Here is a 13,899-nt window from a genome sequence, read left to right as displayed (position 1 = left end):
TCGAACTCTTCCATCAGAGCCGACCGTTTGGTTATCTGCCGATAGGGTAAAAGCTATTTAACGTGACAGCGATTACAGCTTGTCTTTGCGGCAAAGGCGGTTTCACCATTGTGACAGAAACCACACTGCTCACCGGCGTAGATTTTTTCCATGGTGATTTCCACTGAACCCTGCTTCATTTTAGCAAACAGGTTAGGGTTATGGCAGTCACCACACTTATAACCAGCCTCGGCATGGATTTTTCCGGAAAACTCCACCGGCCCCATGGCACTCTTATCGTAATTCAAGGAACGATTGGCGGGAACAGCGATAGCTGCGGTGACAGCACACAGGGTGACAACACAAAGCAACAGCACGATCTTTTTCATAAGCGTTTATCCTTTGGCAATAAATGTGATCAATATGGTACACAGGTATACTACTACGAACTACAAATTGTGGTGAGTCTATACAAGCTCAATATTCAGGTCAACTGTCGTAAACAGCATTTGTCATTTTATTTTCAGGGGAAAAGCAGATACACTGTTCTATCTGTCTCATGATGGCAACCAGGTCTGCCCGAGGGGGAGGTACACATTGGAACATTTCATTGCAAGACAACCAATTTTTGATACCCGTGGGCAGGTCTTCGCTTACGAATTGCTGTTCCGCTCCGGCATGCACAACTACTTTGACAGCGACAACGTTGATCAGGCTTCAGCCAGTGTGATTGCCAACAGCAACCTGCTGTTCAGCCTGGGGGAGATGACCGGCAATACCAGGGCTTTTCTCAACTGCACGGAAAATGTCCTCCTTCAGGACCTGATAACGACCCTGCCGCGCCAGCAGGCGGTGGTTGAAATCCTTGAAAATGTCGAGCCCACCCCCGAGATTATTGACGCCTGCAAGCGCCTGAAAGAACTCGGGTATACCCTTGCCCTCGATGATTTTGTCTATCATCGTAACTTTGAGCCGCTGCTCGATCTAGCGGATATTGTCAAGGTCGACTTCCTCTTAAGTGATGTTCAGCAACAGCAAGAACTCGCCCGGCAACTGATCCCCCGCGGCATCAAGATGCTCGCTGAGAAGGTGGAAACCCACGAGGTGTTTGAGCATGCCAAAACCATGGGGTATCAACTTTTCCAGGGCTACTTTTTTGCCAAGCCGGTGATTATTTCGCGCAAGGATATTCCGACCAACAAAATTCAGTTCCTGCGCATTCTGAAAGACGTTCACGCTGAAAATGTTGATTTCAAAAAGCTTGCGACCACCATTCAGAGTGAAGTCTCCCTGACCTACAAGCTGCTCAAACTGATCAACTCAGCCGCCTTTGCCCTGCGCAACCGTGTTACCTCGGTGCTGCAAGCCCTGTCCCTGCTGGGTCTGCGGGAAATCCGCTCGTGGGTCTCGCTATTGTCCATTTCCTCGATGGCGAACGATAAACCAGCGGAACTGGTCGTCAGTTCATTGATCCGGGCCCGTCTGTGTGAACAATTGGCGCTACCCAGTCGCATGGGGGATCGCAAGTCGGACCTGTTTTTGACCGGTCTGTTCTCTCTGCTCGACGTCATTATGTCGCGCCCCCTTGATGAAATTCTCCACGAAATCACCGTAGAGGATGATGTTTTTGCTGCGCTGACCGGTACCGACAACCCACTAAGATCGATCCTCCTGCTGGTCATCGCGATGGAACAAGGGGACTGGGAAACGGTCTCACAAATGACAAAAAAAACCCAGATTGATGAAAAAGTACTGCCGAAGGCCTACCTGGAGGCGGTTAGCTGGGCACAGGATATTTACAGCCTCTAACTTTCGGTTAGATTGCAAGGGTTTGCACAACTCTGATTGACAGATTGAAGCGGACGCGGTAAAAGGAAAGTTTTTCAGGGAGTACACATGATCAAGAAGGTACCAACCGCTGGTGACCATACCCTTTCTCGCTGCAGCAAATGCAAAGAAACCTCCAACCATACCATTGTTGCCATGGTCGGCGACCGCGTCGCCCGGGTTGAGTGCAACGTCTGCGGCAGTGTCCATAACCACCGCGGCACAGCGGCCCCAAAACCCCGCAGCGCATCCCCACGCACTTCGGCTCAGCCGCGCAAAACCCGTGCTCAGGCCCAATGGGCGGACATGATAGCTGCAGCTGACCAAACCAAAGCCATCCCCTACAACATCAAAACCCGGGTTAGAACGGGAGACTTAATCAATCACCCCAGTTTCGGCATGGGGCAGATCCTCTCCACCACCCGCCCCAACAAAATGGAAATCATTTTTGAGCAGGGGGTCAAGCTGCTGCTCTGTAACGTTGCTGACTGATCATGACCAGCTCACCGCATAAAGTCACCGGCATTCTTGTATCTCTGGCCGCTCTGGTGGTGATTATCGCCGGGCTGAAAACTGCCCAGGCCATCCTGGTGCCTTTTCTGCTGGCTTTTTTCATCTCGATTATCTGTGCCGGCCCCTTTTACTGGCTGCGTCACCATCGGGTTCCGGCATCACTGGCGTTGCTGGTCGTTATTGCTGTGGTCATGTTGGGCGGTCTGGCGGTATTAACCATCATTGGCACATCAGTCAATGATTTTACCAGCCAGCTGCCGCTCTACGAACAGAAATTGCGTTCCCAGACCCTGACCCTGATCGACTGGTTTGACCGTTTCGGTATCACAATATCGCGCCAGCTGCTGTTCGACCATTTCGATCCCGGCTCCATTATGCAATACGCCGGACGCATGATATCCGCCGCCGGGGGAGTCCTGACCAACTCCTTCCTGATTCTGCTGACGGTTATTTTTATCCTGTTCGAAGCCGCGGGGATGCCGAATAAGTTGCGCGCGGCCCTGCCTGATGCCGACACCTCCCTGGCCTCTTATGAGCGCTTTGTTACCGGCGTTCGCACCTATCTGGTCATCAAAACCCTGATCAGTCTGGTGACCGGACTGGTGGTGACCGGCGGACTGATGCTCATAGGAGTCGATTATGCCCTGCTCTGGGGATTGATTGCTTTTCTGCTTAATTATGTTCCCAATATCGGCTCTATTATCGCTGCCATTCCGGCCGTACTGCTGGCGCTGGTTCAGCTCGGCCCGATCCATGCGGTTATGGTCGCCGGGCTCTATCTGCTCATTAATGTGGTCATGGGCAATGCCGTCGAACCGCGCCTGATGGGTAAGAGCCTGGGTTTATCAACCCTGGTGGTGTTTCTGTCATTGGTCTTATGGGGATGGGTATTAGGCCCGGTCGGGATGCTGCTGTCGGTACCGCTGACGATGATTATGAAGATTGCGCTGGAGGTCAACCCGTCGACCCGCTGGCTGGCCATCATGCTCGGTTCCGATGTCTCGGCCGCGGCCGCGGCAAACACTTCCGAAGCCGATCCGGCTTGACCTTTCGCTATGATTTATCGCCCCTTTGGCCGGACCGGCACAGAACTCTCCATTGTCAGCTTCGGAGGCATGCGCTTCCCCGAGCCGGACAAGCTGGAAGCAAGTGCCGAGCTGGTACGCTACGCCTGGGATCGTGGCATCAACTATTTTGATACCGCCCCGCTCTACTGTGACCAGCGCAGTGAAACAATTCTTGGCCATGCCCTAAAAGGTCTTCCGCGCGCCGACTTTCATGTCGGCACCAAATGTTTCCACGCTTCCGGCAGTGAGCTACGTCGCAGCCTCGAGCAGAGCCTTGAATTACTGCAACTGGACACGATCGACTTCTTCTACATCTGGTATCTGCTCGATCGCGATGACTGGCACCGACGCCTTGATCAGGGAGCGGTAGCAGCGGCACTCCAAGCGAAAGAGGAAGGTCTGATCAAAAATCTCGTTTGTTCATCACACATGAACGGTGACGACCTGGCCGAGGTTCTGGCCGGCGGTTATTTTTCCGGGGTGCTGTTAGGCTACAATGCCATCAATTTCCCCTATCGTCAGGCGGCGGTAGAACATGCCGGCAAGCAGGGCCTGGGAGTCATCACCATGAACCCTCTGGGGGGTGGGTTGATTCCACGCAATCCGCAGCGTTTTTCTTTTCTCCAAGGTCATCAGGATCAAAGCGTGGTCAGTGCGGCCTTGCGTTTTAATCTTTCCCATCCGAGCATCACCTCAGCCCTGGTCGGCTTTACCTCGGCCGGGGAAATTGATGAAGCCGTAGCGGCGGTTGACAACTTTGCTCCCTATTCAGCGGCGGAGCGTTCAGGTATCGAAAAACACCTTAATGAAACCTTTAATGATCTCTGTACCGGTTGCGGCTACTGCCTGCCCTGCCCGGTCAACATTCCCATCCCCAAGTTTCTTGACGCCTACAACCAACTGATCCTCAGTGAGGGCGACAGCAAAACAGTCAGTGATCGTTTTCGCCTCCACTGGAACATCGACCGCCGGCTGGCTGCCGAGTGTATCCGCTGTGGTGCCTGTGAAGAGCGCTGCACCCAGCATCTGCCGGTCATCCAGCGGTTAACTGAACTGGCCGGTGATTCGACCCAAGCGACGGATCAGAACAAATAAAAACACACGCTCTGGTTATTCTTTGATTGACAAGACAAGATCCAACGGGAAACAATGAGTAACCGTGCATTAATTATTACAAATATTGTTCACATTTGACTCCCTTGCGCATTTGATATGAAGCGAGGTTGACGGGTATGTGCAGATGACCGGGTTTGGCGACAAAAGCAATTCAACACATCCCAACCTGAATCGGTATTCACCTCCGCGCTTTCTGTTTCTTTTCAGTGCCCTGATCTGGACCCTTGCCATTGTCGGCATGGCGTTCTGGCACTATCATTCGACCCGTACTGCCATTACCGAAAACGCCCGCACCGCAGCTCGCTACAGCATTCACAAGGACATCACCTACCGCCAGTGGGCAACCAGGCACGGTGGAGTCTATGTGCCGATGACGGAACAGACACCGGCGAGTCCCTATCTGGCACACCTGCCGGAACGTGACCTGGTGACCCCGTCAGGACGTCAATTGACCTTGCTCAATCCAGCCTACATGACCCGTCAGGTCCATGAAATTGCTGATCTAACCTTTGGCAGCAAAGGAAAGCTGACCAGCCTTGATCCGTTGCGTCCTGACAACTCCCCCGATCCCTGGGAACGGGAAACGCTGGAGGCCTTTGCCCAAGGCACAGCAGAGCGATCTTCTTTTAGCCAGGCAGGCAACGATCGCTATCTGCGCCTGATGCAACCCTTTATCACCGAAGAGGGGTGTCTTAAATGCCACGCCCATCAGGGCTACAAGGTCGGTGATGTCCGCGGCGGCATCAGTGTTTCCATCCCCTGGGCTCCCTACCAGCAAGCCCTGGTATCAGCCTTTTCAAAATTTGCCCTCGGCTACAGTGGGATCTGGCTAGCCGGTTTGATGTTCATTGGCCTCCATCGGCGTAAATTTAACGATTTTCTCCTCTTGCGCTTGCAACTCGAAGAACAGCAGAAAGAAAGCCTGCGCCATTTTCAGGAAATTTTCGATGGCGTTAACGATGCAATCTTGCTGCACGACCTCGATAGCGGTGCAATCCTTGATGCCAACGCCGGCGCGGAACGGGAATACGGCTATAGCAAGGAGGAAATGAAACAATTGTCCGTTACGGACATCAGTGCCGATGAAGAGCCCTTTACCGCCCGGGCGGCAGCTGAGTGGAGGGCAAAAGCCTGCCGGGGCGAAAGCCCGACCTTCGAATGGCGGGCTCGCCACCAGGACGGACATCTGTTCTGGGTCGAAGTCAACATGCGCAAGGCTGATCTCCCTGAGCATCAGGTTCTGCTGACAACCGTGCGCAACATCGACGAACGAAAGGTTGCGGAACAACAGGCCCACAATTATATGCAACGCCTGTCCAAGTTGGCGGCCCAGATCCCCGGCATGATTTACCAATACCGCCTCAACCCGGATGGCAGCAGCTGCCTGCCCTATTCAAGCAATGGGATCAGGTCCCTTTTCCATATTGAACCGGAAATAGTAACAGCTGATACTTCGGCGATTTTCGCCAGGATCCATCCAGAAGACCTCGACACCTTTGCAAGTTCCATCCGCCAGTCCGCCCAGGAGTTAGCAGTCTGGCATCATCAATTCCGGATCCAACGGCCCTCCGCTGGATATTTATGGGCAGAAGCAATTGCAACACCGGAACGGCTGGTTGATGGCAGCACCCTTTGGCATGGCTATGCCCAGGATATCAGTGCCCGCAAAGCAGCGGAAGAATTATTGGAGAACCAACAACAGGAACTACAAAAACGCAATACTGAACTTGAGCGCTTTAACTACACCGTCTCCCATGATCTAAAAACACCTTTGGTCACCATTGAAACCTTCCTCGGCTTTCTCAAGGAAGATCTGGACAAACGCGACCAGCCTGCCATTGACAATGATGTCCACCACATTCGCACTGCGACTAAACAGATGGGACAACTCCTCGACAGTCTGCTGCGCCTGTCCCACATCAGCCATCACGCCCCGGTGGTAAAACCATGCAGTTTTACCAAACTTATCAAAAAAGCCCTGATCCTGACCGCCCCGGCCATCGATCAACGCGCTATCAGCATCAAGGTCGCCCCTGGCGACACTGTTGTCTATGTTGATCCCCCCCGCGCGATCGAGCTCTGGCAGAACCTGATTGACAATGCGGTCAAGTACATGGGGGAGCAAGATCAGCCATCTATTGAACTGGGCTTTACCGCTACCGACCCGGAGACCATTTTCTACGTGCGTGATAATGGTATCGGTATTCCTCCGGAATACGCCGACACCATCTTCGGGCTCTTTAATCAACTGAACAAAAATGCCCCCGGCAATGGCCTTGGTCTGACCCTGGTCAAACATATTGTCGAACAACATCGTGGGCGGATCTGGCTCGAATCGGCAGGTGCCGGCACCGGCTGCTGTTTCTACTTCACCTTGCCGACCGCAGCCCCGGTCGGAGGTAACAAACCATGAGGCTCACCACCATCGCAGGGCTCCTGACAGTCAGCCTGTTTATTCTCCCGTTGCCGGGCCATACTGAACCGCTCAGCGCGCTTGAGCTATTCCGCCAACACCGTGCCATGATTCTGCTGATTGACCCCGGCTCAGGACAGATTATTGATGCCAACGAGGCGGCTGTCGCCTATTACGGCTATCCTTATGAGCAGTTGCTGGAGCTGAATATCCAGCAGATCAACAGCTTGGGACCGGTGGCAACAGAGCAGGAAATTCGCCGGGCCGACCGGGAACAGCGCGCTTATTTTGCGTTTCACCACCGCCTCGCCAATGGCGATATCCGGCCGGTTGAAGTCTATTCTTCTCCTCTGGATATCGATGGGCACAGGCTGCTGGCATCCATCATTCATGATGCTTCGGATCGGGAAAACCTTCAAGAAAACATCGTTCAAAGCGAATCCCGTTTGCGTTATGCCGAACAGGTCGCCGGACTGGGACACTGGACCCTTGATCTGGAGCACAACAGCTACCGGTTCTCCGAAGGGGCGATGGAATTGCTGGGGCTTGATCATCCGGTTCAACCGGTGCCATCCCTGCGGCAGATGATTCTACCGGATCAACGGGCCCATATGATCGCCGCCCACGAGCGTCTGGTACGGCAAGGCATCCCCTATAATGTTCACTTCCGTTTTGAGCGCCCCGATGGCCTGATCATCGATCTGAACTCCCAGGGGGTTTACAATGCCCGGGAAAATCAGGTTTTCGGGATTCTTCATGACATCACCGATACCCAGGAAGCCATGCGCAGGCTATCCTCCCGTACAGCCTTTTTCAATCGCCTTGCGGTCGCCATCGTTATTGTTCTGCTCGGTATTGTTGCCCTGCTTTATTATGCTGTACGGCGCAGTAAAGATGCCGAAGCCGCCCTGAAAACGAGCAAGGCCAAGCTGCAGGAAAACTTTGAAATGACCGAGCTCCTCCTTGATTCCACCGCGGAGGGGATTTACGGGATCGACCGCCGCGGGATCTGCACCTTCTGCAACAGCGCCGCATTGAAACTGCTGGGCTATCGGCACCGGGAGGAGCTGGTCGGTCATAATATCCATGACAGGATCCACCACAGCCATGCCGATGGCACCCGGTTCCCAGCAGAGGAATGCACCCTGTTGGTACGTATCGATGAACAGCTTCATCGGGAGGAAGAACTGCTCTGGTGTGCCGATGGCAGCATCATCCCAACGGAATTCTGGTCATATCCGATGCGCCGCAACGGTGATACGATCGGCGCGGTTGTCACCTTTCTGGATATCAGTGAGCGCAAAGCCCAACAAGCAGCGCTACAGAGCAAAAATCAGGAGATGGAGAATTTTGTCTACAGTGTTTCCCATGATCTGAAAAGCCCGCTGGTGACCATCAAGTCGTTTCTGAGAATGCTGCAGCAGGACCTTCAGGAGCAGAATCAGGAGCAGATTGATGAGGATCTGCGCTATATCAACGGGGCCGCCGAGCGGATGGATAATCTCCTGGCCGGGTTGCTCCAACTGTCCCGTATCGGCCGGCTCGAGGGGCAGCCGCACGCTGTCGATGTGGCCAGGCTGGTCGCAGAGACACTGGTTTCCCTGTCCGGTCTACTGCAGGAAAAAGAGATCAAGGTGCGGGTCGATGACATCCCTCACCAGCTCTATGGTGACCCGATGCGGCTCGGACAGATCTGGCAGAACCTGATCGAGAATGCCGGCAAATATGTCGGGGATCAGCCGCAACCGCAGATCGACATCGGGGTGGAAGAAAAGAACGGGGTGACCACCTTTTTTATCCGTGACAACGGAATCGGCATTGATCAACAGCATGCACAGCGGATCTTTGCCTTGTTTGCCCAACTCGATCCCCAAAGTCCAGGCTCTGGCATTGGACTGCCGATGGTAAAAAAGATTGTTGAACTCTATCAGGGTAGGGTATGGTTTGAGTCAGAGGGAAAAGATCAAGGCAGTTGCTTTTATTTCACCCTCCCGAAGGCCCTCAAACCCCACGAGGAAAAACCATGAATAAAGGTGAACCGATCGTTATTCTGCTGGCCGAGGACGATCCGGCCCACGCCGAGATCATCCGCCGCACCCTCAAGTCCTCGCGCATTGCCAATCGCATGGAGCATGTTGTTGATGGCCAGCAGGCGCTGGATTATCTCTACCGCCGTGAGCCTTTCACCGACCCTGATATTGCCCCACGGCCGGGATTGATCCTGCTTGATCTGCGCATGCCCCGCATTGATGGCCTTGATGTGCTGCGCCGGATCAAAGGCGATCCCGACCTGGCGCGGATCCCGACGGTCATTCTGACAACTTCCGCCGCCGAAACCGACATGGCCAAGGCCTACGATGCCCATGCCAACAGCTATCTGGTCAAGCCGGTTGATTTTGACAAATTCACCAGCATGATGGAAACTATCGGCTATTACTGGCTGATATGGAACCGTAATCCTTAAAAGCGCACTGATCGCATCAAGTTCCGGGGCTTATGGTAAACCACACCACCCACATCCTGATTGTTGATGATGAACCGTCCCATGTCGCATTGATCCAACGATCCCTGCTCGGCACCTGCGCTGCGGTAAGCGTAGCGATTGCGACCAATCTGCAGGCCTGCCGTGAAGAAATTGCCCGCCGCCGTCCTGATATCGTGCTCCTTGACCTGAACCTGCCGGATGGCTCCTCGCTGGCCTTTCTTGAACAGATCGCCACCACAAACACCTTCCCGGTGTTAATGATGACGTCCTCCGGTAGCGAGACCCTCGCGGTTGAAGCCCTCAAAACCGGTGCCATCGACTATCTGGTAAAAAGTTCGCAAGCCTTTGCAGACATGCCCCGGACCATCGAACGCTGCCTGCGCGAGTGGCGCCTGCAGCAGGAACATCAGCACGCCATTCATGCCCTGCGGGAAAGCGAGCGACGTTTTCGCACCTTACTGCAGGACATTCGTTCGGTAGCGGTTCAGGGTTACAGTGTCGATGGCACGGTAAACTACTGGAATCGTGCCTCCGAGGATCTTTACGGCTACTCGGCAGCTGAAGCTTTGGGCCGGAAGCTGTGTGAGCTGATCATTCCCGCCGAAATGACCACTGAAGTGCTCCGCAACATTGATGAAATGAGTCAAAGCGGTGAACCTGCGCCATCGCAGGAATACCGACTCAAACGCAAGGACGGCTCTGAGGTGATGGTTTATACCAGCCATGCGGTTCTTGCTGAACCGGGTCGCGCAGCGGAATTTTACTGCATCGACATCGACATCACCGAGCGTAAAAAAAGCGAGGTCCAACTCAATAAGCTCAGCCAGGTGGTTGAACAGAGCCCCACCATGGTCATCATTACCGACCTGAACGGGGTGATCGAGTATGTTAACCCGTTTTTTTCAAAGGTAACCGGTTACGCCGCCGCCGACGTCATCGGCACCGCTTTTCAAACCTTTCAGCTTAATGGGATGACGGCTGAAGAGTACCAAAAACTCTGGCGACAGCTTGAAGCGGGAGAAGACTGGCACGGAGAAGTACACAATCAACGCAAAAATGGCAGCAACTATTGGGAACGCGTTCTGATCTCCCCCCTGCGCGACAGACAGGGAGACATCTGCAACTATATCAGTATCCGAGAAGACATCAGCGCGCACAAGGAGTACGAACAGCAACTGCAACATCAAGCCACCCACGATGCCCTGACCGGCCTGGTTAACCGTTCATTGCTTAAGGATCGCATCACCCAGGCGGCCCATCAGGCGCAGCGCAACAACAAAGCGGCGGCAGTACTGCTGCTTGATCTGGATGGATTCAAGGCCATCAACGACACCCTTGGCCACGGCGTCGGTGACGAACTCCTCTGTGAAGCGGCAGCGCGACTGACGAAAGCTGTGCGCGAAACAGATACGGTCGCGCGCCTGGGTGGAGATGAATTCGTTGTGCTGTTGACTGAATTTACCAACCTTGAATGGGTTGCAGTGATCGCCGAGAAAATTCTCACCTGTCTGAACAACCCCTTCCATCTTGCCGGGCTGGACCTTTCTCTGTCGGCCAGTATCGGCATCAGCCTCTGTCCACAGGACGCCGGCGACAGCGACAACCTCATCCGCTTCGCTGATATCGCCATGTATCAGGCCAAAAAGAAAAAAGGTTGTTTTTCTTTTTACTCGTCCGCCAGGAATCTTCCCCTTCAGCCCCCGGTAAAGGAGTCGGACCCATGACCGAATTACGCAATTACCGGCGTATTCCGTTCCATACCACTGCAACGATCGTTTGGGCCCAGGAACAAGTCCCCTGCGAGCTGATTGATCTCGCCCTGCGCGGCGCCCTGCTGCAGACCCATCATGAGGTGCCGATAGAGATTGGCGCCCGCGCCCGGGTGGACATTGATCTAGCCAACTCGGAAGTGAAACTGACCTTTGGGGTCGAGCTGATTCACCGTGAACAGAATCAGTACGGTTTCCTTTTTATCGACGCCGACGACGAGTCATTAGCCCACCTGCGCCGCCTGTTGGAGCTGAACCTCGGCGATGGCGAGCAGGTTGATCGTGAGTTTGTCCATTGGCTCCAACACCCCGATCACTAGCAGGCAACCTTCTAAAATAGTAGCTGTTCAGCACCGGGCCTTTGAATCCTATGTCAAGGGACGCTTTTCGTCATCCATGACCGCTTTTTGTCGCCGTCCATGGCGACAAAAAGCCTTGCCACAGGATCCAAAGACCCGGCGCCGGGATAGAGCTGAATAGTTACCTAAAATAGTCCTATTCGTTCGTTTCACGCACTAATTGCGCTACCCAGCTTGCCAGTCGTGAGTCCGTCAGGTTCGGCTGGTTGGTGACATCAAGGGGCAAGCCAAGAAAGAAATCCCCTTCGCTAGCTGCTGATTGATGATAGTTATAACCCTCGTCGGGCCATTTGCCGATCATCTCGGCCCCGGCAGCTTGTGCCGCATCATGCAGGACCCTGATCGCATCGACAAAGGCATCAGGATAACCGACCTGATCACCGATACCGAACAAGGCCACCTTTTTGCCGCCAAGATTGGCTTCACGCAGACACTCAAAGGCATCATTCCAGTCATCCTGCAGGCGATCCTGCTCATCACACCAGCTTGACGAGCCCAGAATCAACAGATCACAAGCTTCAAAGTCGGCCCGGGTGGCCTCGGCCACCGGATACAGTTTTGCCGTGCTGATCAATTGCCCCAGCTGCCGGGCCACGGCTGCCGTTTTGCCGGTGGTACTACCATAAAAAATGCCTATTTTCATTGTTATACTCCTTTTTTTCAGGGTCTTGCTTTAGCTGTTCCAACCAACCAGGGTCGGTTATATGCACCTGACCACGCTGGTAACTGATTCCATCCATCCACACCAGACGCTGCAGGCTACGCGACAGGGTTTCACGCGCCATCCCCAGCGCCTGGGCGGTCAGGCCGATGGGGCGCAGCACGATCTTGCCTGCGTGCTGCAAACCGACACTGGGCACATAGAACCGGCAACACCCCCTTGAACGCTTTTGATGTTCATTTTCAATGGATCCATACAGAAACCCCTGTTTTCATCCCTTGCCACCCACTGGACCAGCCTGACCTTTGAACCGGTCAACAATATTAACTTTTGATTTTCACTTTCAAAAGTACCGCAAAGGGATGATTATTGCAAAGATTTTCGGTAGACAATCAACGTCCATCGCTTTGCTACAAACGGTGCCGGAAGCCCCGCCACGCTACCCAGCACCACCAGAGCATCAACATTTATCATGTTACAACCTCCTTAACCATTGAGCGCCAGCACAACCGGCTTACCGATCTCAAGAAACTGCACCGCCAGGTAGATGTGCCGTTCCAGGCAAGTTGCAGCGTAATTGCGGTGATACGGGCTTTCTGGTTGACCAGAAGCAAACCCATGTGCCACGCTGAGATTCTCATTTCAGCATTTAACCCGCGAGATCTTGACCATGACGGCACCACCTACCAACAACAACTGCATTGTCGGGCAACTCTGCTATCACCATGATTTTGGTCACGGTAAAAAGAGTAAAGCGGAGAGCCGCACCTTGATCGCCACGGTGCTGACCCTGGCGACCATGATCGCTGAAATCATCGGCGGCTGGCTGACAGGTTCTATGGCTTTACTGGCTGACGGGGTGCACATGGGCGGCCACACCGTTGCCCTGGGATTGGCGGCAGGAGCGTACTATCTGACCCGTCATCACGCTACCAACCGTCGCTTAAGCCTTGGCAGCGGCAAGATCGGCGACCTGGCAGCCTATACCAGCGCGCTGCTGTTGGGACTGTCGGTCATCTGGCTGGTGTATGAGTCGATCCAGCGCCTGCTCAACCCCACCGTTCTCCATGCCCGCGAAGCCTTGTTGGTAGCGGTCATCGGTCTGATCATCAACCTGCTCTGTGCCTGGCTGCTGGCGGGAAGCGGCGACCATCATCATGACCATCATCATGACCACGATCATGCCGATAGTCACAGCCACGCCCATCAGGATCACAATCTGCGCGCCGCACTGGTCCACGTGATTGCCGATGCGGTCACCTCGGTCGCTGCCATCCTTGGCCTGATTGCCGCCTGGGCCTGGGGCTGGAACTGGCTGGATCCGGTCATCGCCCTGGTTGCCTCGGTGGTGATTCTACGCTGGGCGCTTGAACTGCTGCGCCAGACCGGAGCGATCCTGCTCGATGCGGAGGCTCCCGAAGCCATGCGCGATCAGGTGCGTAAGCGGCTGGAATCAGTACCCGCAAGCCGGGTCGTGGATCTGCATCTCTGGTCGGTCGGGCAAAACAGCTGGATTCTGGTGGCAGGTGTGGTTTGCCACGGCGATGCGACACCGGAAGACTATAAGAACAATCTCGACGATATGCCCCAGATCCACCATCCGGTCATCGAAGTGCTGCTCTGCCGCGAATGTGATCCTGCACAAATGCACACACATCAACCCGGGAATGCGCTATAGTGTGAAGTTGTTATTGGCGCTATGCTGACAAA

14 protein-coding genes are annotated in these 13,899 nt (G+C 54.3%); 10 read left to right on the top strand and 4 right to left on the bottom strand.

Going from position 1 to position 13,899, the window contains the following annotated elements:
* Window positions 1-53: 53 nt before the first annotated feature.
* Entirely contained in the window at window positions 54-368 is a 315-nt protein-coding gene (locus ICT70_RS11070; RefSeq protein ID WP_191156583.1) for a cytochrome c3 family protein, read from the bottom strand.
* Between the two features lie 208 nt (window positions 369-576).
* Here ICT70_RS11070 and ICT70_RS11065 point away from each other — a divergent pair, with 208 nt between their 5' ends.
* From ICT70_RS11065 to ICT70_RS11025, 9 genes are all read left to right on the top strand, one after another.
* Window positions 577-1,788, top strand: coding sequence for an EAL and HDOD domain-containing protein (locus ICT70_RS11065; protein ID WP_191156581.1), 1,212 nt, complete (start codon window positions 577-579; stop codon window positions 1,786-1,788).
* A gap of 87 nt (window positions 1,789-1,875) precedes the next feature.
* Window positions 1,876-2,298 (top strand): hypothetical protein, encoded by a 423-nt coding sequence (locus tag ICT70_RS11060; protein ID WP_191156579.1) that lies wholly within the window; start codon window positions 1,876-1,878, stop codon window positions 2,296-2,298.
* Between the two features lie 2 nt (window positions 2,299-2,300).
* A complete protein-coding gene (locus ICT70_RS11055) occupies window positions 2,301-3,365 on the top strand; it encodes an AI-2E family transporter (protein ID WP_191156577.1) in 1,065 nt (354 codons plus the stop codon).
* Window positions 3,366-3,374: 9 nt separating this feature from the next.
* On the top strand, window positions 3,375-4,481 hold the full coding sequence (locus tag ICT70_RS11050; protein WP_191156575.1) for an aldo/keto reductase: 1,107 nt from the start codon (window positions 3,375-3,377) through the stop codon (window positions 4,479-4,481).
* 145 nt (window positions 4,482-4,626) lie between these two features.
* Entirely contained in the window at window positions 4,627-6,915 is a 2,289-nt protein-coding gene (locus ICT70_RS11045) for a PAS domain S-box protein (protein ID WP_191156573.1), read from the top strand.
* A complete protein-coding gene (locus ICT70_RS11040; protein WP_191156572.1) occupies window positions 6,912-8,942 on the top strand; it encodes a PAS domain-containing sensor histidine kinase in 2,031 nt (676 codons plus the stop codon). The genes ICT70_RS11045 and ICT70_RS11040 overlap by 4 nt, the downstream gene beginning before the upstream one ends.
* A complete protein-coding gene (locus ICT70_RS11035) occupies window positions 8,939-9,379 on the top strand; it encodes a response regulator (RefSeq protein WP_191156570.1) in 441 nt (146 codons plus the stop codon). Before ICT70_RS11040 ends, ICT70_RS11035 begins: the two co-directional genes overlap by 4 nt.
* 32 nt (window positions 9,380-9,411) lie before the next feature.
* The gene (locus tag ICT70_RS11030; RefSeq protein WP_191156568.1) at window positions 9,412-11,124 is read left to right on the top strand and encodes a diguanylate cyclase domain-containing protein; all 1,713 of its coding nucleotides are present in this window, start codon (window positions 9,412-9,414) and stop codon (window positions 11,122-11,124) included.
* A complete protein-coding gene (locus ICT70_RS11025; RefSeq protein WP_191156560.1) occupies window positions 11,121-11,489 on the top strand; it encodes a PilZ domain-containing protein in 369 nt (122 codons plus the stop codon). Before ICT70_RS11030 ends, ICT70_RS11025 begins: the two co-directional genes overlap by 4 nt.
* A 175-nt stretch (window positions 11,490-11,664) precedes the next feature.
* On the opposite strand, the gene ICT70_RS11020 is transcribed toward ICT70_RS11025, so the two are convergent.
* The 3 genes from ICT70_RS11020 to ICT70_RS15190 all read right to left on the bottom strand — a co-directional run bounded on the left by ICT70_RS11020 (window position 11,665) and on the right by ICT70_RS15190 (window position 12,816).
* On the bottom strand, window positions 11,665-12,171 hold the full coding sequence (locus ICT70_RS11020) for a flavodoxin (RefSeq protein ID WP_191156558.1): 507 nt from the start codon (window positions 12,169-12,171) through the stop codon (window positions 11,665-11,667).
* Window positions 12,146-12,388: a cyclic nucleotide-binding domain-containing protein gene (locus tag ICT70_RS11015; protein WP_191156557.1), complete on the bottom strand. Its 243-nt coding sequence runs from the start codon at window positions 12,386-12,388 to the stop codon at window positions 12,146-12,148. The genes ICT70_RS11020 and ICT70_RS11015 overlap by 26 nt, the downstream gene beginning before the upstream one ends.
* A gap of 287 nt (window positions 12,389-12,675) precedes the next feature.
* Window positions 12,676-12,816, bottom strand: a complete 141-nt coding sequence (locus ICT70_RS15190; RefSeq protein WP_191156555.1) for a FeoB small GTPase domain-containing protein — start codon at window positions 12,814-12,816, stop codon at window positions 12,676-12,678.
* A gap of 43 nt (window positions 12,817-12,859) precedes the next feature.
* On the opposite strand from ICT70_RS15190, the gene dmeF reads away from it, so the two are divergent.
* A complete protein-coding gene (dmeF, locus tag ICT70_RS11005) occupies window positions 12,860-13,867 on the top strand; it encodes a CDF family Co(II)/Ni(II) efflux transporter DmeF (RefSeq protein WP_191156553.1) in 1,008 nt (335 codons plus the stop codon).
* Window positions 13,868-13,899 lie beyond the last annotated feature (32 nt).

The sequence above is a fragment of the Pelovirga terrestris genome (assembly GCF_014773365.1).
Lineage (GTDB): Bacteria > Desulfobacterota > Desulfuromonadia > Desulfuromonadales > Geopsychrobacteraceae > Pelovirga > Pelovirga terrestris.
The sequence above is the reverse complement of the archived record's forward strand: the minus strand, read 5'-3'. Positions and strand labels throughout refer to the sequence as shown.